Raw genomic sequence first — 18,403 nt, 5'->3', positions numbered from 1 at the left:
CATGCTGGACGATCTGGACGACGACATTCACCCGCTGTTTTCTGGCGCGCCCACCACGACCGAGTTTCGCAAACTGCGCAAACGTCTGGTGCGCGAAACCCGCGCGGCGATTGATGATTATGGCATGGTGCGTCCCGGAGATCGCTGGCTGGTCTGTCTGTCGGGCGGCAAAGACAGCTATACCCTGCTGGCGATTTTGCACGAACTGCAATGGCGTGGCGTGCTGCCGGTCGATCTGCTGGCCTGCAATCTGGATCAGGGCCAGCCCGGTTTTCCGTCCGGCGTTCTGCCCGAATTTCTGGCGCAGCGCGGCGTGAAACACCGGATTGAATATCAGGACACCTATTCAATCGTCACCGATAAGATCCCGCAGGGCAACACCTATTGTTCGCTGTGTTCGCGGCTGCGGCGCGGCAATCTGTATCGAATCGCCCGCGAAGAGGGCTGTTCCGCCGTCGTTCTGGGCCATCACCGCGACGACATTCTGGAAACCTTCTTTATGAACCTGTTCCATGGCGGGCGTTTGGCAACCATGCCGCCTAAACTGTTGAACGAAGAAGGGGATTTGACCGTCCTTCGCCCCCTTGCTTATGTGTCCGAGGATGATTGCGACCGTTTCGCCCGCGCGATGAATTACCCGATTATCCCCTGCGATTTGTGCGGCAGTCAGGACGGATTGCAGCGGATGCAGGTCAAAAAGATGCTGGATGACTGGGAATCGCGGCGTCCGGGGCGGCGTCAGGTGATGTTCCGCGCCTTGGCCAATGTGCGCCCGTCACATTTGTTGGACCCGTCGGTCTTTGATTTCGCATCGCTTTTTCCCGATAGTTAAAGTTTTAGGAATTTTCTGGGGCGGAGCGTCTGTTCTTTAACTGTTCGCAAGGGAATTTGGGTTACAACAGGCCCAAGACGAACGGAAAGGATCAGGCATGTTGTCATTGTTAAAGGAGGCGGCCCGCAAGCTGGGCTGGGCTGGCGGCCCCGTTGGTGGGGCGGCGCCCTTGGTGCCTGATTCGATCAGTCTGGTCCTTTTTCGGTTGGAAAACATGGCGCTGCTGGACGCGCATCTGGGCAAAGCGGGGCTAAATCACCTGCTGGTTACGCTGTCGGTGCGGCTCAGCCGGTCGCTGCGCCCCGAAGATCCGGTGGAATTTTCCGCGCCCGGTTTCTTTGCCTTGGCGATTTCGGGACGCGGCGACGCCGATGTTCTGCGCGTCGTGGAACGGTTGAAGGAACAGGGCGAAACCGCCTTTACCATTGCGGGAACCACCGTCATCCCGGTGCTGACCGCCGTTGTCGTCACCCGGCGCGGTCATGATCTGCCCCCGGCGCAGGAACTGATGCCGCAGGCGCGGCAACGGGCCGACCATCTGCCCGAACAGGATGTCGGCAACCTGCATCTGTTTGAATATGATCAGGATATGGCCGAAGGGATGACGACCCCGTCCTTTATGCAGGCCATGACGCGCAACGAAATCCGGCCGTGGTTTCAGCCTCAGGTCAGCTGTCATTCCGGCAAAATCACGGGGTTCGAGGCTTTGGCCCGATGGGACCACCCCCATCACGGTCTGCAGGCGCCCGGTGCCTTTCTGGGGCTGATGACGGATAGCGACCTGCGGGCGCTGACGATTCACATGATCCGCCATTCGGCGCAGGCTTTGGCGGATTGGGACGCGCTCGGCTGGCATGTCCCGACGATTTCGGTGAATATCGCCACCGTTTCCCTGTCCGAACCGGGCTTTGCCGACGCGGTTTTGTGGGAATTGTCGCGCATCGGGATCGAACCCGACCGTCTGACGCTGGAAATTCTGGAAAGCGCGGCCCCCATCGCCCAAACGATCGAGGCACGCACCAATTTGCAGACGCTGACCCGGGCCGGATGCCGTATTGATCTGGATGATTTCGGGACGGGCTATGCCAGCTTGGACGCGATCCGCCATTTCGGTGTGCATCGCATTAAAATTGACCGCAGCTTTGTTCTGGGCTGCGACATCGACCCCGAACAGCAACGCATGGTGCTGGCGATTTTAGCCTTGGCGAACCGTCTGGGCATCTCCGTTCTGGCCGAGGGCGTTGAAACCCGCGACGAACATGGTTTTCTGGCCCAAATGGGCTGTGATGAGGCCCAGGGCTATGCGATTGCGCGCCCCATGCCCTTTGAAAAGGCGGTGCATTTTCTGGATGAACATGCACGACTGGCAGCGTCCTTGGCTCAGGCCGTCGCTGTGAATACCAGCGCCCCACCCTCTCAGGGCGGCACGCCGGACGGAAAGCCCATGCGTGGGAAAATGCCGCGGGGTGGCAAATCTGCTTGACCTTTCTGGGTGCCTTCTGTTGAACCGGCGCGACAGACGCGAAGACGGTGGGAACGAATGGAAGACAACAATCGCAATCTGATTTTGGCGACGGTGCTGTCGTTTCTGGTGATTTTGGTATGGTATACCATCTTTGCCCCCGACCCCGTATCTGATCAGCCGTCAGGTGTGCCGCTGGCCGAACAGTCGATTGGCGATCAGCCGCTGGCCCCCGCGGGTGCCGTTGCGGTGACAGGTGCCGATCTGGGTTCGGCGGAAACCGCTGTGGCGACCACCGAACCCGTGGGCCGCGTTGCGATTCAGTCGCAGGCATTGGCCGGATCGATTTCGCTGATGGGTGGCCGCATCGACGACCTGATGCTGAACCGTTACCGCGAAACGCAGGACGCCGATTCGCCGGATGTGCGGCTGTTGTCGCCGTCCTCGGCAACGGCGGATGACCGCATCAATGTGAACCTGACCAAACCCTATTACGCGGTCTATGGCTGGACCCCCGGACCGGGCGTTGATCCGTCGCTGGTCCCCGGCCCGTCAACCGTCTGGACCGTTGAATCGGGCGACACTCTGGCCCCCGGTCAGCCGGTCACGCTGGCTTGGGATAACGGCGCGGGCCAAATCTTCCGCCGCACCTTCGAAGTGGACGATAATTACCTGTTCACCATCGGTCAGGCTCTGGAAAACAACGGCGATACCGCATTTTCTGCCGCGCCCTATGGCATCATCGCGCGCCACGGACGCCCCGACACGCAGAACTTCTTTGTGCTGCACGAAGGTGTCGTCGGCATGCATGACGGCAGCCTGCTGGAAATGAAATACAAAGACATGGCCGGTCTGGACCCGGTCGAACGCGAAGGCCGCGCCCGTATTCTGAACGTGACGGATAACGGCTGGATCGGGTTCACCGATAAATATTGGATGACCACGCTGGCCCCCGCCCCCGGTCAAGGCTTTACCGCCGTGGTGAAATACGCCGAAGGCGCCGATATTTACCAGACCGAGGCACGCTTCCCGCTGCAAACCGTGCAGCCCGGCGGCAACATCACCGCCCAAAGCTATCTGTTCGCCGGCGCCAAGGTGTGGGAGGTGATCCGCGCCTATGAAACCACCCCCGGCATTCAGCGGTTTGTCGATTCGATCGACTGGGGTTGGTTCTATTTCCTGACCAAGCCGATTTTCCGCCTGCTGCATTTCCTGCACGGCCTGATCGGCAATATGGGCTGGGCGATCATCGCGCTGACCTTTGTTCTGAAGCTGCTGGTCTTCCCGCTGGCGCGCAAATCCTACATCTCGATGGCGAAGATGAAGGAATTACAGCCCCAGATGGAGGATATTAAACAGCGCACTGGCGACGATCGCGCGAAATTCCAGAAAGAAGTGATGGATCTGTATAAGCGCGAAAAGGTGAACCCGGCCGCCGGTTGTTTGCCGATCCTGCTGCAAATCCCGATCTTTTTCTCGCTGTATAAGGTGATTTTCGTCACTATCGAACTGCGTCACGCGCCTTGGATTGGTTGGATTCGCGACCTGTCGGCGCCGGACCCGTCCAGCCTGCTGAACCTGTATGGCCTGTTGCCCTTCGGCGTGCCGGCACAGGGGACACTGCTGCATTCGCTGACGCTGCCGGTTCTGGCGATCCTGCTGGGCCTCAGCATGTGGTTGCAGCAAAAGCTGAACCCCGCCCCCACCGACGCGACGCAGAAGATGATCTTTGCGTGGATGCCGTGGATTTTCATGTTCATGTTGGGCGGTTTCGCATCCGGTCTGGTTCTTTACTGGATCACCAACAACGTGATTACGATCATTCAGCAATACACCATCATGTCGATGCATGGGTCGCGGCCGGATTTGTTTGGCAACATCAAATCCTCGATGCCCAAACGACCGCGCCGGGACAAATAAGTGACGATCATACCGCATCACATTCGCCGCCATCCGATCATATCGGTTGGCGGCGAAACTATGACCAGCTTGGTCGCACGGCTGCGATTGACCAACGGCGCAAACCCCTTGGCCGACCGCGATTGGATCGCTAAAGTCGCCTGCACTGCTGACAACCCCACCGGGCAGACCGATATTGATATGCCCCAAACCCTGCGCCGCCTGTTTGGCCACACCGATTTCGGCGTCTTTGCCGAGGTTGTGACCGGCGGCACCATCACGACCGGCGATAAGGTGACCCTGTGAAAGTTTCGTTCCCCCCTGCCCCCGAACCCGATGCCGCCACGGCGGAAAACGCGCGGCTGTTATTCGCGGGGCCGGTTGATTTCGTCAAAGGTGTGGTCGCCATGGACGGATTGCCGCCCGCCGACCGCCCTGAGGTGTGCTTTGCCGGGCGCAGCAATGTGGGTAAATCCAGCCTGATCAACGCGCTGACCGGACGCAAAGGGATCGCGCGCGCATCGAACACGCCGGGCCGGACACAGGAAATTAACTATTTCGCATTGGGCGATCGGTCCTATCTGGTTGACCTGCCCGGCTATGGCTTCGCCAAGGCACCGATTGCGGTCGTCGCGAAATGGCAGGCGCTGTTGAAAAGCTATCTGGCGGGGCGGCCGACGCTGCGCCGGGCCTTTTGCCTGATTGATTCGCGCCATGGCGTGAAGCCGGTCGATCACGAAATCATGACCCTGCTGGATAAATCCGCTGTCCCGTTTCAGGTCGTGCTGACCAAGGCCGACAAACTGGGGCCGAACGCGATCAAACCCGTGCTGGAACAGGTCGAAACCGAACTGCAAAAACACCCTGCGGCCTTTCCGGAACTGGTCGTGACCTCATCCGAAAAGGGTCAGGGCATCGCGACCTTGCGCGCAATCATTGCCGGTCTGGACTGATCGGCGCGACCGTCCTAGGCTGCGATCCATAACCTAGGGGCCGCAAGGATGAGACCGCAGAACATGAATCGGGATTGGATCGCCACCGCACGCACGCTGTCAGAGGCGCTGCCCTATCTGCAACGCTATTCCGGGGCGGTTGTCGTCGTGAAATTCGGCGGCAACGCCATGGGCGATGATGCCGCCATGGCGGAGTTTGCGCGCGATATTGTGTTGATGAAACAGGTGGGGATGAACCCGGTCGTCGTGCATGGTGGCGGGCCGATGATCAACGATTTGCTGGGCAAATTGGGCATCGAAAGCCGGTTCGTGCGCGGCAAGCGCGTGACGACCAAAGAAACCGTGCAGGTGGTTGAAATGGTCCTGTCCGGTCTGGTGAACAAACGCATCGTGCAGGCCATTAACGACGAAGGCGGCCGCGCCGTCGGCATCTCCGGCAAAGACGACGACCTGATGGTGTGCGAGGCCGACGACCCCGAACTGGGTTTCGTCGGCCGCCCGATTGAGATGAACGTCCAGATCATCCGCGACCTGTATAACGCTGGGATGATCCCCGTGATTGCGCCGGTCGCCACGGGAATGGCCGATAACGAAACCTTTAACGTGAATGGCGACACGGCGGCGGGCGCGATTGCCGGCGCGCTGCGGGCGGATCGCCTGTTGCTGCTGACCGATGTTGCAGGGGTTAAGGATGCCTCGGGTCAGGTCGTCACGCAGCTGCACCCCGATCAGGTCCGCGCGATGATTGCCGACGGGCAGATCGGCGGCGGCATGATCCCGAAAACCGAAACTGCACTGGCCGCGATTGACGAAGGCGTGCGTGCCGTTGTTATTCTGGACGGGCGCGTGCCGAATGCCTGTCTGTTGGAGCTGTTCACCGAACACGGCGCAGGATCGCTGATCCGCTCTACCGAACCAAGGGTTAAACCGCGTGGGCTGCGGCAGGGGACGCACACGCTCTGATTGCGGCACTTGCCCCGCAGCGGGACAATGTGGCAGGCTGACGAAAACGGGACAAAACAGGAAAGGGCAATCATTATGACTCCAGCCGGGCATCGTCGTCTGATCCTGACCCGCCACGCAAAATCCGCATGGGATGACCCAACGCTGGACGATCACGACCGCCCGCTGAACGATCGCGGGCGTCGATCGGCGCGCGAATTGGGCGATTGGATGGCAAGCCGCGGTTACGAACCCGAAGAGGTGCTGTGTTCATCCGCCGCCCGCACGCAGGAAACCTGGGCGCGCGTCGCCGTTGCCCCCCTAGAGGTGCGCCCCATTCTGCGCATCGAACCCGGCCTGTATCACGCCGGCCCCGATAAAATGCTGGCCATCCTGAAAACCGCGACGGAACCCACCGTGATGATGCTGGGGCACAATCCGGGCATCGCGGAGTTTGCGGCGATGCTGCCCGCGCGCCCACCGATGGATCCGGATTTCCGCCGCTATCCCACGGCGGCCACGCTGGTCGTGGATTTCCAGATCGAGGACTGGGCCGATATCAGACCCGGCCAAGGCAGCGTGATGGATTTCGTCCGTCTGGACGGGCGCCGCTAATATCTTCTGTGTGAAAATATCCTGGGGTGAGACGGATCAGGAAAAGGTCCAGTGAACCTTTTCCCCGTCGAACGCCTGCCCTGTGGGCAGGCTGAGGGGGGCTGGCCCCCCAGCCTATCAGTCAGGCCCATCCCATCAATCAGTGTCCCAAAATCTGGCTTAGGAACAATTTCGTTCGTTCCGATTGCGGGTTGTTAAAGAACTCGGTCGGGTTGTTCTGTTCGACGATCTGCCCCTGATCCATAAAGATCACCCGGTTCGCCACGGCCTGCGCAAAGCCCATTTCATGCGTCACGCACAGCATGGTCATGCCTTCTTCGGCCAGCTCGATCATGGTGTCCAACACCTCTTTGATCATTTCGGGGTCCAGCGCACTGGTCGGTTCGTCGAACAGCATGATGCGCGGCTGCATACACAGCGACCGGGCAATGGCCACGCGCTGTTGCTGACCGCCGGACAATTGGCCGGGATATTTCCCCGCCTGTTCCGGGATTTTAACCTTTTCCAGAAACCGCATTGCGGTTTCTTCGGCCTGTTTTTTTGGCACTTTGCGCACCCAGATGGGGGCAAGGGTGCAGTTTTCCAGAACCGTCAGATGCGGGAACAGGTTGAAGTGCTGGAACACCATCCCGACTTCGGACCGCACTTTGTCGATGTTTTTGATGTCGTTGGTTAATTCGATGCCATCGACGATGATCTGGCCAGCCTGATGTTCCTCAAGCCGGTTGATGCAGCGGATCAGCGTGGATTTGCCCGACCCCGAAGGTCCAGCAATAACAATACGTTCGCCGGTGTTCACGGTCAGGTTGATGTCCCGCAGAACGTGGAAGGTGCCATACCATTTGTTCATATCGCGAATGTCGATCGCGACCTGATCGCTGACCTGCATATGGCTGCGGTCGATGGGGCGGGTGATGATTTCGCTCATGATTTACCTATGGTCACGATGCAGGCGACGCTCCAGATACATTGAATATCGGGACATGCCAAAGCAGATGATAAAGAAAATGGCGCCGACAAAGATATACGGCTCCCAGTAAATGCCCTTCCAGTCGGTCGTGGCGCGCACGGCGTCGGATGTGGATTTCAGCGGGTCATACAGCGCCACAAAGGTCACAAGGGTCGTGTCCTTGAACATCCCGATAAAGGTCGAGACGATGCCCGGAATACTGATTTTCAACGCCTGCGGCAGAATGATCAGACGCTGCGCCTTCCAGTAATCCAGCCCCAAGGCGTCGGCGGCCTCATACTGGCCCTTGGGCAGGGCGGCCAGACCGCCGCGAATCACCTCGGCCATATAGGCGGCGGCGAACAGCGTCACCATGATGATCACGCGCAGGATGATGTCGAAATTCGTCCCCGGCGGCAGGAAATAATTCAGCAGCAGCGACGCCACAAACAACAGGGTAATCAGCGGCACTCCGCGGATGAATTCAATGAACATCACGGCCAGGGCTTTGACCAGAATCATATCGCTGCGCCGCGCCAAGGCCAGCACAATGCCCATCGGCAGCGACAGCGCGATGCCCGCAACGCCAATCGTGATCGACAGAACAAAGCCGCCGAATTGGTCCGACCGCACCGCCGGAATCGCCAGCGACAGCAGGTTTTCGGCGTCCCGCGCGGCCGGCCCGGCATACAGAACCCAGAACAGCACCGGGATCAGCAGCGCCGCCGCGACCGCGACCGGGGCCGCGATGTTCGACAGAACGCGCCACGCGACCCAGCCCAGCACCGGCCCGACCAGCACAAAAATCGGCCCCCACAGCGACCCGCCCCACAGGAACCACACGCCCAACAGCGGATAGAGCGCAGAAAACGGCAGCAGCCAGCCGACATGTTTTTCCGACAAAACCAGCCCGCCGATCAGCACGATGGCCGCAAAGGCCAGCCACGCGAGCGGGGCCGACAGCGCCACCATGGCCCACAGCGTGACAACCGCCGTCACGATCAGCACCACCCGCCGGATCCCCGGAGACGGCCCGAACAACAGCGGCGCAAGCGCGACCATCAGCAACCCCACGGCCATGGTCGGACGCCAATACAGATGGCTGGGGTAAAATCCGAACAGGAACTGAGTCCACCGGTCGCGGATCACCGCGAAACAGGCTCCGCGTGCATCTGCGCCCCATGTTTCGGTGATGATCTGGCGACATTCGGCCAGACTGCCCGCGTTCCAGACGGAATGGGCGAACCAATCCCACAGATTCGCGGTGATGGCCCAGATGATGACCACGCCAAGGATGGTGAGAATCGTGTTCACCGGCCCGGCGAACAGGTTTTCCCGCAGCCACAGCACCGCCCCACCCTGCCGCGACGGCGGCGGAGCGGGCGGCAACATCGTGTCGCGGACATAGGCGGTTGTTTGGGCGCCGGTTTCGCTCATCTCACCGCTCCTTCAATTTGACGCGGGCGTTGAACACGTTCATCGCGCCCGAAATCAGCAGGCTGATGGCCAGATAGGTTCCCATCATCAGCAGCATGGATTCCAGCTCGCGCCCGGTTTGGTTCAGGGTTGTGCCGCCCAGCGTGCCGCGCAATTCCATGTAACCCACGGCAATCGCAAGCGAACTGTTCTTGGTCAGGTTCAGATATTGCGAAATCAGCGGCGGGATAATCACGCGCAGCGCCTGCGGCAGAATGACCAGCCGCATCGTGCGATTCGGACGCAGGCCAAGGGCAAAGGCGGCCTCGGACTGGCCACGGCTGACGGCCAAAATCCCCGCGCGCACGATTTCGGCGATAAACGCCGCCGTATACAGCGACAGCGCCAGCCACAGCACGATCAGCGCGTTCGACACATTCATGCCGCCGGTAAAGTTAAAGCCGGTTAATTCGGGCCGGATCAGATGCACGCCGAAAAACCAGATCAGCGCCAGCGACGGCAGCACCATCACGGCAAGGCTTTTCCACCACGTCGTCGGACGATGGCCGGTGCGGTCCTGCATCGCCTGCGCGTGACGCAAAATCGCGCGATGCACCAGCCAGCCCCCGATCAGCGCCGCGATGATCGCAATCGTGGCCCAGCTCACCGTGATGCGCGCGCCCAGATCCAGCACTCCGGGATCGTTGGACATCGCAATCGTCGGGATCGCCGTATAACGGTTGGTTAACGCCACGCTGTCAAACAGCAGCATGGACCATTCCGCGTTCTCTCCGCGATAGGCCGCAGGCGCCGGCAGCACCACCGTAAACAGCGCATAGATAATCAAAATCCACAGCAATAACGGCATGTTACGGAAAATTTCCACAAACACCGTCATCAGCCGCGCAAACAGCCAGTTGTTCGACAGCCGCGCCACGCCAACGATCACCCCGATCACAGTGGCCGTGATGCAGCCCAGCACCGACACGATCAGCGTGTTCAGCAACCCCACGACCATGGCACGCAAATGCGTGTCATCGGCGGTATAGGGAATCGGCATTTGCGGGATGTCATAGCCCGCGCGCTGAAACAGAAAGTTGAAATTGAACGTCTTACCCATCAGGGCAAGGTTGCGGATCGTGTTGTCCACCAACCACCACGCAACCGCCATAACGGCAATGAAAACAATAACCTGAAAGGTCATCGACCGATAGCGCCGATCATAAATCAGCATAGAGGGCCGAAACGACTGCCGCGCGGGCGCCGGTTGGTCTGTCATCTATGTATCCCCTGTTGCCTGCCGCCCGCTTGGCGCGGTTTGCTGGTCAGGCTTTTATAGGCCCGGATGGGCAAGGCCGGGGCGTGAACCCCGGCCATTCGTTCTTACCGGAACGGCATCGCATACAGCAGGCCGCCTTGGGTCCATTGCGCGTTCAGACCGCGCGCCAGACCAATCGGAGTCTGTTCCCCGATATTCGCGGCAAAGATTTCGCCATAGTTGCCGCCGGCCTGAATGGCGCGTTTCGCCCATTCCGCGTCCAGCCCGATCATACCGCCCAGATTGTCGGTCACACCCAGCAAACGCTGCACTTCGGGGTTGTTGGACGACCGCACCAATTCGTCGATATTGCGCGAGGTCACGCCATATTCTTCGGCCGCGATCAGCGCATACAGCGTCCAGCGGACAATATCACCCCAGTTGCTGTCGCCGTGGCGCACAGCCGGGCCAAGCGGCTCTTTCGAGATGATTTCCGGCAGGATGATATGCGCTTCGGGGTCGGCAAATGCCGCGCGGGTGGCGGCCAGACCCGATGCGTCGGTGGTGTAGGCGTCACAGGCGCCCGCCATATATCGCTGTTCCCCTTCAGCGTTGCTGTCGATGTTGACGGGGGTATAGTTCATGTTGTTGGCGCGAAAGAAATCAGCCAGATTCAGTTCCGTCGTGGTGCCGGTCTGGATACAGACGGTCGCCCCGTCCAGTTCCTTGGCCGAGGTGACGCCCAGATCGCGGTTCACCATAAAGCCCTGACCGTCATAGTAATTCACGCCCGCGAAATCCAGACGCAGGTCGGTGTCCCGCGAAAAGGTCCAGGTCGAATTGCGCGAAATCATGTCCACTTCGCCCGACGACAGGACGGTGAAGCGCGTCTGGCCGGTGGTCGGCACAAAGCGCACTTTGGCCGGGTCACCCAGCACGGCGGCAGCCACGGCGCGGCACAGCGCGACGTCGAAACCGGCCCAGTTGCCGTTCGCATCCGGTGCGGCGAATCCGACCAGACCCACATTCACGCCGCAATTCATTTCGCCGCGCTGCTGCACCTGTTGCAGGGTTGACCCCTCTTGCGCGACGGCGCCGCCCGCCAGCATTGCCGCGGCTGCGACCGTCCCCAGGAAAAGCTTTTTCGTCATATCAACCTCTGTGTTGGCCCTGCGCGATGCGCAAGATTTGGTCAGCGGACTGCGCCGCCTTTGATGTTCGGCAGCTTTCCGCCAACCGATAGGGCAATACTGTTCGGATCATGCGCCTGCGTCAAGAACCTAAGCAAGATCATTGCGCAGCAGGTGCCACAGCCGCCCCGCGGTCAGAATCGCCTGACGGCGGGTTTCGGCGGCCTCGGTCGCGTCGTCATCCGCGCCCCAGCGGCTGATCTGAAAATTTTCGTCCACGCGGGACAGATCATGCGCCTGATCCGGCGTGATGCGCCCACGGATCACCGCCAGCCCGATGATCAGCGACCCCGGCAGCGTCACCAGATCATGCAGCGCGGTGACGCCCCATATATCCAGCCCCGCAATTTCCGCCCGCAGCCGCGCCAGACTGCCCGCGTCCTGATCCACCGGGATCACACCATGCGTCATCCGCAGCGGCGCGCGCAATTCCGTGGCCGCCCAATCCATCAGAGGATCCCACGCAGCGGCTTGGGCGCGAATCAAATCCTCGGGGTCGGTGGCGCGGTAACATAACAGGTCCGTCGCGCCATATTCGGCCAGCATATCCACCACGCCATCAAATTGTGGTGCGACCTTTTCAACCGCCGAATTCACCGCGCGGGTCAGCGGCATCGTCTGCGGCTGGATTAATTCGCCCTGCGCGTTCCATTCATCCGCAACCGCCTGCGCCAAGGCCCGCGTCGGCAAAATCAGCGCATGTTTCCCCGGCGTGCGCAGGCTGCGCCCGTCCAATGCGACTTCAAACCCGCCATCAACCGCGCGGGGTTCGGCCTGTTCCCAAAAACGGCGCGCTTTCCATTCGGTCATTCCGCCCACCTTTCAATCGCTTGGGTCAGTTCGGGAAAATCCGTGGCGATCATCGCCGCGCCCGCATCACGCAGCGCCTGAACGGGGTGATAACCCCACGCGACGCCAAACCCCGCCATTCCGGCGGCGCGCGCCATATCCATGTCAAAGCTGGTATCGCCCACCATCACCGCATCCGCCGGATCGACGCCCGCATCCGACATCGCCGCAAACAGCATCGACGGATGCGGTTTGGACGGGTGGCCATCCGCCGTTTGCAAACTGATGAACCGCCCTTGCAAATCATGCGCGGCCAGCAACGCATCCAGACCACGCCGCGATTTTCCCGTCGCAACCGCCAGCAACAGATCGTCGCGCACGGCCAGCCGGTCCAGACAATCAACCGCACCGGGATAGAGAGGCGCCGCCTGCGCCATCCGCGCCTGCGCGTAAGCCTCGCGATAGCCCTGCACGACCTGCGCGCGCGTGGCCTCATCCGCATCAGGCAACAGCGTGGCCGCCGCCTCGGGCAGCGACAAACCAACGATGCTTAACACCCGTTCGCGCGGCAGAGGGTCCAGCCCCGCCGCCCGAAACGCAAACCGCATGGCGTGGTCGATCAGGCCCTGACTGTCCGCCAGCGTGCCATCGACATCAAAAATAACCAGCTTCATTCGACCTCGGCAAAGGGATCATCGGGAACGTCGTTTTCGTGCCAGCCCAGCGTTTTCCACGTCCGCACCATATGGTCGGGCAACGGCGCGGTCAGCGTGATGCGTTTTTTCGTGATCGGGTGGTCAAAGCTGATGCTGCGCGCGTGCAAATGCAGTTTGCGGCTGATTTCGCCGCCCAATTGCGCACCCCAGCCGTCGCCCAGATTTTCCTGACCCGAGCCGCCATATTTCCCATCCCCAACAATGGGATGGCCCAGTTCGGCCATATGCGCGCGCAGCTGATGCGTCCGCCCGGTGATGGGAACCAAGGCGCACCAACTGGCCCGCGTCCCCAGCGCATCCAGCACGGCATAATCGGTCGTGGCGCGTTTCGCGCCCTCGGTCGTGTCAATGTCGCGGGGCAGGACGGCGATCATCTTTTCGCCTTCACCGCCGCGACCATGACCGGGGGCCTTCACCAATCCATACCGGATCGTCCCCATGCGCGGCTGAGGCGCCCCGGCGACAGCGGCCCAGTAAATCTTGCGCGTGGTGCGCGACCGAAACGCTTCGGACAGGGCGCGGGCGATGCGATCGGTGCGCGCCAGCAACAACACGCCGGACGTGTCCTTATCCAGACGATGCACCAGTTTCGGCCGGTCCTTGAAACCGAACATCAGCGCGCCGGTCAGCCCGTCCACATGCCGGTTGCCCTGCCCGCTGCCGCCCTGACTGGGCAGGCCGGGGGGTTTGTTCAGCGCGATGATATGTTCGTCTTTCCACAAAACCGCGCGCTGAATCATCGCCACATCGCTGTCAGGCAGGCGCGGCCCGTCCGATTTCGGGCGCGCGGGCGCGGCGTCAGGCAAAGGCGGCACGCGCACCTCGGACCCCGCTTCGATCCGGTCGCCGGCCTTGACCCGCCCGCCATCCACGCGCAACTGCCCGGTGCGGCACATCTTTTCGACCGCGCCTTGCGTCAGCTGCGGAAACCGCTTTTTCAGCCAACGGTCCAGCCGCTGATCGCCTTCGTCCCGGCCAACCCGGATGGTTTGAACGCCGCTCATCCCCATAATCCTTTTCCGATGGTTAACCCCGCCCGCAGCGCGCGGGTTGCCCCCAAGCGCGCACCGGCCCGCCGATTGCGACCTGAAACACGGGATTCATCATCCCGCAGATGTCCCGCGCCACAGGGTCAAAGTCAACCGCCGCGCCGCAGCCGCTGCTGAACAAACCAGTCCAGCCGCTTTTTCAGGTCGCGTTCAAAACCGCGTTCAACCGGGACATACAGAACCGGGCGCTTCATCCCGTCGGGGAAATAATTCTGGCCGCTGAACCCATCTTCGGCATCGTGATCATAGGCGTAACCCGCGCCATAGCCTTGATCTTTCATCATTTTTGTGGGCGCGTTCAGGATATGCGCGGGCGGCATCAAACTGCCCGTGCGCCGCGCCTGATCCCGCGCGGCCTTATACGCAACGTAACCCGCATTGGATTTCGGGGCCAAGGCCAGATAAATCACCGCCTGAGCCAAGGCCAATTCACCTTCCGGGCTGCCCAGCCGTTCATACATCGCCCAGGCATCCAGACAGAACCGCGCGGCGGACGGGTCGGCCAAGCCAATATCCTCAACCGCCATACGGTTCAGGCGGCGGGCGAGATAACGCGGATCCTCGCCCCCCTCTAACATGCGGGCGAACCAATACAGCGCGGCGTCGGGATCACTGCCCCGGACCGATTTGTGCAACGCGCTGATAAGATTGTAATGTTCATCCCCGGATTTGTCATATTTCGCCGCGCGCCGCATCAGGCGCTGCGACAGCGCGGCGGCATCAAGGGGTGCCGTCAGCCGCCATGCCGCGACCTGTTCGATCAGGTTCAGCGCCGCGCGCCCGTCGCCATCCGCCATATCGAACAACGCCGCGCGCGCCTCCGGCGTCAATAACAGCGCGCGCCCCAATTCCCGTTCCGCCCGTTGTGCCAACAGTTCCAGATCGGACAGGCTTAACCGTTCCAGAACAATGACCTGCGCGCGCGACAACACGGCGGCATTTAATTCAAAGGACGGGTTTTCCGTGGTGGCGCCGACCAACAGGATTGTCCCATCCTCCATATGCGGCAGGAAACTGTCCTGTTGCGCCTTATTGAAACGGTGGATTTCATCCACAAACAACAGCGTGCCGCGCCCCTGCTGCCGGCGCAATTTAGCGGCGTCAAAGACCTTACGCAGATCCGGAACCCCGGTGAAAATCGCGCTGATCTGCACAAAGGCCAGATCGGTTTCATCCGCCAGCAGCCGCGCGATGGTGGTTTTTCCCACCCCCGGCGGCCCCCACAGGATCAGCGATGACAAACTGCCCGCGGCCAGCATCGCACCCAGCGGCCCATCCGACCCCAACACCCGGTCTTGCCCAATCACATCCGCCAAACGCGCCGGACGGATGCGATCCGCCAGCGGGCGGTTGCGCGCGAGTTCAGCACCGCGCGCCGGGTCAGAGTCAAACAGATCAGCCATAGATTCCCACAATCAGCCGCGCGATTATCGCACAGCCTTGCGGTGAACCCTAGTGCATCTTGCCCGCAAGGTTAATCATCACGCACTGGAAATAGCCGTCGTCGATCCACATTTCCGGCCCCATGGCCTTGGCTTCCAGCCCGCAGCGGCCATACCAACGCGGCCAGTTCGCCCCGGTCAGGGCAATCAGCCCCGTGGCCCCCATATCGCGCGCGGATGATGTCATCGCCTCGACCATCTTGAAATGAACCTTGCGGCGATAGGCCTGCGGGATGGCGTGGCTGACAAAAACGCGCGAACATTCCCATATCTGCGGGTCAACCGGCGCGGGATCAAACAGCAAATCCTGCGGGATACTGCCGCCCAATATCCCTTCCTGAGCGTCGCGGATCATATAGGAATAAATCCCGCAGCGCGCGGTTGTGGGCGTCAGGCGAATACCGGCCAGCACCTGCCCCATATCGTGAATGGCAATCCATCGGCTTTGCGGCGTATCATATTGATCAAATTCCATCCCTTCGGATTCGGGAAGGTTCCAGTTTTTCTGGACGATAAAACTTTGACGGCGCGCACGGAACAGGTTCGCGAACAGCTCTCCGTGTTCATGCAGGTTGGTAAATGAAAGGGTCGTGATCTGCATCCATGATCTCCTGCGTCAGCAGAACCCTTATAGGAAGGGATCGTTAACAAAATACTAAAGCAACCGATATTCTTTTGCGCGCTGCAAGGCCTCGGCGGTTGTTCGCGCATTCAACCGGTCGCGCACCGAAATAAGCCGCGCCTTGAACGCGCTTTCTGTAATGCCCAGACGGGCGGCGGCGGCGGCGTGGCGATGCCCTTCGGCCACGCAGCGCAACGCCTCGACCTGGGCTTTGGTCAGGCTGGCGGGCGGTTCCACCAATTCGTGCATGTGATGAACGATTCGCACCAGATGTTCGATTTCGTTATCCAGATATTCCCGGTCGCTGCGGGTAAAGCTGGCAATCGTACGCGAACTGATCGGGCCGCAGGACACGGTGACGCCAAAGGTCATGCCATGGGCCGCGGCCTCTTGCAGAATATCAAAGGGGTCCGGCACCGGCAGCGCGGACCATCGGCAGGCGCCAAGCGTGGAAAATCCCCACGCGATTGTCGGGTCACGCAGGGCATAGCCATTGTTGGAATAAAATTGCGACCAGTCTTCGGAATAGGTCTGAACCTGCAACAGCGGCGCGGCAAAACGAATGTGAAGTCCCAAGAAATAACCGCTGGGGGCATAACCCTCCAACTCCTTGAGGCCGGCGTTAATTTCTGGGCGAGGCGCCATAACTCTCACTCTGGTCTCATTATTATTAACGACACGATGCACACAAAAAATAGAGCCTGCATTTGTGCCCATCCATGCGCGGCGGGGCCTTGCCATACCGATTAACGTGAGGAACGCACAAAAGGCAACCCTGCACGATTGCCGACAGCCTGAAATGAAATATTCTTCCGCACGATGCACCCGACGACACAAAATATTGCGCATACATTATTGCGTTGACCAAGACGTCACGCCACGGCACGCCCGGCCTCCGCGCCACGCCCAAACCCCCCGGTCAGCACGCTTGCCAGACCGGCCCAACCTGCCGCACCATAGGGATGATTCGACCGCAGCCATAAGGATTGGTCATGAGTTTTACCCCCTATCTGTCGTTTCAGGGCGAATGTGCCGATGCCTTTGCGCGCTACGCCGAATTGTTCGGCGGCACGGCGCAGGTCATGCGCTTTTCCGATGCGCCGCCCAATCCGCAAATGCCCGCATTGCCCGATGATCAGAAAAACTGGGCGATGCATGCGCAACTGACGCTGCCGGATGGCGCGGTTCTGATGGGCGCGGATATGCCGCCGCAATTTGGCGGCGTGCCGCAGGCGGGCGTGTCAATCGCTGTGTCGCGCGACACAGACGACGCCGCCCGCGCCCTGTTTGACGGATTGGCGCAAGGCGGCACGGTCATCATGCCCTTTCTGCCGACCTTTTTCGCCAAAGGCTTTGGCATGTGCAAAGACCGTTTCGGCACCAGCTGGATGGTCAGCTTCGGGATGGAGGATACCAAATGACCCACCACGGCACACCGTTCTGGTATGAACTGACAACCACCGACCTGCCCGGCGCAGGGGCCTTTTACAGCGATATTCTGGGCTGGGACGTCACCGATTCCAGCTCCGCCGACATGACCTATCATCTGGCGCGCACGCCTGCGGGCATGGTCGCAGGGATCGCGCCGCAACAGGACACAGATATCCCGCCGAACTGGCTGATCTATTTCGCAGTCGATGACTGCGACGCGGCCGTGCAGGCCATCACCGACGCAGGCGGCCAGATCCTGATGCCCGCCATGGACATGCCGGGAACGGGCCGCTTTGCCGTGGCGACCGACCCGCAGGGCGCGGCCTTTGGCCTGATGCAGCCCGAACCGATGGAGGACGGCACCGGAAACGCGGCCTTTGACCAGTCCCGCGCGGGTCATGGCAACTGGAACGAGTTAATGACCACCGACCCCGCCGCGGCCCTGTCATTCTACGGCGCACTGATGGGCTGGACGCCGGGCCAAGCCATGCCGATGGGCAGCATGGGAACCTATCAACTGTTCCACCACGCCGGTGCCGATATCGGCGCGATCATGGGACTGGGCGATGCGCCGATGCCGGTCTGGCTGCCCTATTTCGGGGTCAGCGATCCGGTCAGCACCGTGGCCGAACGCATCACAGCCGCAGGCGGTGCCATCCACCACGGCCCGGCCGAAGTCCCCGGCCCCGCCTATATCACCGTGGCCACAGACCCACAGGGCGCATGGTTCGCCATCGTCGGCACCACCAAATAACGCCGAACCTCAGCACAGCCCCATCTATCTTCTGTGCCAAAATATCCCCGCCGGAGGCACCCGCCCCCGGCGCATCCCCTTCGG

General features: G+C 61.0%; 19 protein-coding genes. 9 read left to right on the top strand and 10 right to left on the bottom strand.

The window, feature by feature from the left end; translation table 11 throughout:
• Position 1 precedes the first annotated feature (1 nt).
• The 7 genes from ttcA to Q4G20_RS09210 all read left to right on the top strand — a co-directional run bounded on the left by ttcA (position 2) and on the right by Q4G20_RS09210 (position 6,703).
• A complete protein-coding gene (gene ttcA, locus Q4G20_RS09240) occupies positions 2 to 832 on the top strand; it encodes a tRNA 2-thiocytidine(32) synthetase TtcA (RefSeq protein ID WP_303343152.1) in 831 nt (276 codons plus the stop codon).
• 97 nt (positions 833 to 929) lie between these two features.
• Complete coding sequence (locus tag Q4G20_RS09235) at positions 930 to 2,315, top strand: GGDEF domain-containing phosphodiesterase (protein ID WP_303343151.1); 1,386 nt, start codon at positions 930 to 932, stop codon at positions 2,313 to 2,315.
• 57 nt (positions 2,316 to 2,372) lie between these two features.
• A complete protein-coding gene (gene yidC / locus Q4G20_RS09230; protein ID WP_303343150.1) occupies positions 2,373 to 4,214 on the top strand; it encodes a membrane protein insertase YidC in 1,842 nt (613 codons plus the stop codon).
• Between the two features lie 60 nt (positions 4,215 to 4,274).
• Positions 4,275 to 4,499 carry a hypothetical protein gene (locus Q4G20_RS09225; RefSeq protein WP_303343149.1) on the top strand — a complete coding sequence of 75 codons (225 nt, stop codon included), beginning with the start codon at positions 4,275 to 4,277 and terminating at the stop codon, positions 4,497 to 4,499.
• Positions 4,496 to 5,146, top strand: coding sequence for a ribosome biogenesis GTP-binding protein YihA/YsxC (gene yihA, locus Q4G20_RS09220; RefSeq protein WP_303343148.1), 651 nt, complete (start codon positions 4,496 to 4,498; stop codon positions 5,144 to 5,146). The genes Q4G20_RS09225 and yihA overlap by 4 nt, the downstream gene beginning before the upstream one ends.
• Positions 5,147 to 5,209: 63 nt before the next feature.
• Positions 5,210 to 6,109 carry an acetylglutamate kinase gene (gene argB, locus Q4G20_RS09215; protein WP_303343250.1) on the top strand — a complete coding sequence of 300 codons (900 nt, stop codon included), beginning with the start codon at positions 5,210 to 5,212 and terminating at the stop codon, positions 6,107 to 6,109.
• Between the two features lie 75 nt (positions 6,110 to 6,184).
• Entirely contained in the window at positions 6,185 to 6,703 is a 519-nt protein-coding gene (locus tag Q4G20_RS09210; RefSeq protein ID WP_303343147.1) for a histidine phosphatase family protein, read from the top strand.
• A gap of 139 nt (positions 6,704 to 6,842) precedes the next feature.
• On the opposite strand, the gene Q4G20_RS09205 is transcribed toward Q4G20_RS09210, so the two are convergent.
• From Q4G20_RS09205 to Q4G20_RS09160, 10 genes are all read right to left on the bottom strand, one after another.
• Complete coding sequence (locus tag Q4G20_RS09205; protein WP_303343146.1) at positions 6,843 to 7,631, bottom strand: amino acid ABC transporter ATP-binding protein; 789 nt, start codon at positions 7,629 to 7,631, stop codon at positions 6,843 to 6,845.
• A gap of 3 nt (positions 7,632 to 7,634) precedes the next feature.
• Positions 7,635 to 9,089 carry an amino acid ABC transporter permease gene (locus tag Q4G20_RS09200; protein WP_303343145.1) on the bottom strand — a complete coding sequence of 485 codons (1,455 nt, stop codon included), beginning with the start codon at positions 9,087 to 9,089 and terminating at the stop codon, positions 7,635 to 7,637.
• Position 9,090: 1 nt separating this feature from the next.
• On the bottom strand, positions 9,091 to 10,347 hold the full coding sequence (locus Q4G20_RS09195; protein WP_303343144.1) for an amino acid ABC transporter permease: 1,257 nt from the start codon (positions 10,345 to 10,347) through the stop codon (positions 9,091 to 9,093).
• A gap of 104 nt (positions 10,348 to 10,451) precedes the next feature.
• Complete coding sequence (locus tag Q4G20_RS09190; RefSeq protein WP_303343143.1) at positions 10,452 to 11,477, bottom strand: amino acid ABC transporter substrate-binding protein; 1,026 nt, start codon at positions 11,475 to 11,477, stop codon at positions 10,452 to 10,454.
• A 129-nt stretch (positions 11,478 to 11,606) separates the two neighbouring features.
• Positions 11,607 to 12,326, bottom strand: a complete 720-nt coding sequence (locus Q4G20_RS09185; RefSeq protein ID WP_303343142.1) for an ATP12 family chaperone protein — start codon at positions 12,324 to 12,326, stop codon at positions 11,607 to 11,609.
• Entirely contained in the window at positions 12,323 to 12,979 is a 657-nt protein-coding gene (locus tag Q4G20_RS09180) for an HAD-IA family hydrolase (protein WP_303343141.1), read from the bottom strand. Before Q4G20_RS09180 ends, Q4G20_RS09185 begins: the two co-directional genes overlap by 4 nt.
• On the bottom strand, positions 12,976 to 14,025 hold the full coding sequence (locus Q4G20_RS09175; RefSeq protein WP_303343140.1) for an RluA family pseudouridine synthase: 1,050 nt from the start codon (positions 14,023 to 14,025) through the stop codon (positions 12,976 to 12,978). The genes Q4G20_RS09180 and Q4G20_RS09175 overlap by 4 nt, the downstream gene beginning before the upstream one ends.
• A 134-nt stretch (positions 14,026 to 14,159) precedes the next feature.
• Entirely contained in the window at positions 14,160 to 15,473 is a 1,314-nt protein-coding gene (locus tag Q4G20_RS09170; protein WP_303343139.1) for a replication-associated recombination protein A, read from the bottom strand.
• A gap of 49 nt (positions 15,474 to 15,522) precedes the next feature.
• Positions 15,523 to 16,113 (bottom strand): acyl-homoserine-lactone synthase, encoded by a 591-nt coding sequence (locus Q4G20_RS09165; protein WP_303343138.1) that lies wholly within the window; start codon positions 16,111 to 16,113, stop codon positions 15,523 to 15,525.
• A 54-nt stretch (positions 16,114 to 16,167) separates the two neighbouring features.
• Positions 16,168 to 16,779: an autoinducer binding domain-containing protein gene (locus Q4G20_RS09160; protein WP_303343137.1), complete on the bottom strand. Its 612-nt coding sequence runs from the start codon at positions 16,777 to 16,779 to the stop codon at positions 16,168 to 16,170.
• Between the two features lie 347 nt (positions 16,780 to 17,126).
• On the opposite strand from Q4G20_RS09160, the gene Q4G20_RS09155 reads away from it, so the two are divergent.
• Positions 17,127 to 17,555 (top strand): VOC family protein, encoded by a 429-nt coding sequence (locus Q4G20_RS09155; protein ID WP_303343136.1) that lies wholly within the window; start codon positions 17,127 to 17,129, stop codon positions 17,553 to 17,555.
• Complete coding sequence (locus tag Q4G20_RS09150; RefSeq protein WP_303343135.1) at positions 17,552 to 18,319, top strand: VOC family protein; 768 nt, start codon at positions 17,552 to 17,554, stop codon at positions 18,317 to 18,319. Before Q4G20_RS09155 ends, Q4G20_RS09150 begins: the two co-directional genes overlap by 4 nt.
• Positions 18,320 to 18,403 lie beyond the last annotated feature (84 nt).

Source organism: Paracoccus sp. (in: a-proteobacteria) (assembly GCF_030538495.1).
In the GTDB taxonomy this organism is placed as follows: Bacteria; Pseudomonadota; Alphaproteobacteria; order Rhodobacterales; family Rhodobacteraceae; genus Paracoccus.
The sequence above is the reverse complement of the archived record's forward strand: the minus strand, read 5'-3'. Positions and strand labels throughout refer to the sequence as shown.

What these genes read in the sequence shown, in the direction of transcription:
- ttcA (WP_303343152.1), top strand. Translation starts at nt 2, where the DNA reads ATGCTGGACGATCTGGACGACGACATTCACCCGCTGTTTTCTGGCGCG.
- Q4G20_RS09235 (WP_303343151.1), top strand. Translation starts at nt 930, where the DNA reads ATGTTGTCATTGTTAAAGGAGGCGGCCCGCAAGCTGGGCTGGGCTGGC.
- yidC (WP_303343150.1), top strand. Translation starts at nt 2,373, where the DNA reads ATGGAAGACAACAATCGCAATCTGATTTTGGCGACGGTGCTGTCGTTT.
- Q4G20_RS09225 (WP_303343149.1), top strand. Translation starts at nt 4,275, where the DNA reads ATGACCAGCTTGGTCGCACGGCTGCGATTGACCAACGGCGCAAACCCC.
- argB (WP_303343250.1), top strand. Translation starts at nt 5,210, where the DNA reads ATGAATCGGGATTGGATCGCCACCGCACGCACGCTGTCAGAGGCGCTG.
- Q4G20_RS09210 (WP_303343147.1), top strand. Translation starts at nt 6,185, where the DNA reads ATGACTCCAGCCGGGCATCGTCGTCTGATCCTGACCCGCCACGCAAAA.
- Q4G20_RS09205 (WP_303343146.1), bottom strand. Translation starts at nt 7,631, where the DNA reads ATGAGCGAAATCATCACCCGCCCCATCGACCGCAGCCATATGCAGGTC.
- Q4G20_RS09200 (WP_303343145.1), bottom strand. Translation starts at nt 9,089, where the DNA reads ATGAGCGAAACCGGCGCCCAAACAACCGCCTATGTCCGCGACACGATG.
- Q4G20_RS09195 (WP_303343144.1), bottom strand. Translation starts at nt 10,347, where the DNA reads ATGACAGACCAACCGGCGCCCGCGCGGCAGTCGTTTCGGCCCTCTATG.
- Q4G20_RS09190 (WP_303343143.1), bottom strand. Translation starts at nt 11,477, where the DNA reads ATGACGAAAAAGCTTTTCCTGGGGACGGTCGCAGCCGCGGCAATGCTG.
- Q4G20_RS09185 (WP_303343142.1), bottom strand. Translation starts at nt 12,326, where the DNA reads ATGACCGAATGGAAAGCGCGCCGTTTTTGGGAACAGGCCGAACCCCGC.
- Q4G20_RS09180 (WP_303343141.1), bottom strand. Translation starts at nt 12,979, where the DNA reads ATGAAGCTGGTTATTTTTGATGTCGATGGCACGCTGGCGGACAGTCAG.
- Q4G20_RS09175 (WP_303343140.1), bottom strand. Translation starts at nt 14,025, where the DNA reads ATGAGCGGCGTTCAAACCATCCGGGTTGGCCGGGACGAAGGCGATCAG.
- Q4G20_RS09170 (WP_303343139.1), bottom strand. Translation starts at nt 15,473, where the DNA reads ATGGCTGATCTGTTTGACTCTGACCCGGCGCGCGGTGCTGAACTCGCG.
- Q4G20_RS09165 (WP_303343138.1), bottom strand. Translation starts at nt 16,113, where the DNA reads ATGCAGATCACGACCCTTTCATTTACCAACCTGCATGAACACGGAGAG.
- Q4G20_RS09160 (WP_303343137.1), bottom strand. Translation starts at nt 16,779, where the DNA reads ATGGCGCCTCGCCCAGAAATTAACGCCGGCCTCAAGGAGTTGGAGGGT.
- Q4G20_RS09155 (WP_303343136.1), top strand. Translation starts at nt 17,127, where the DNA reads ATGAGTTTTACCCCCTATCTGTCGTTTCAGGGCGAATGTGCCGATGCC.
- Q4G20_RS09150 (WP_303343135.1), top strand. Translation starts at nt 17,552, where the DNA reads ATGACCCACCACGGCACACCGTTCTGGTATGAACTGACAACCACCGAC.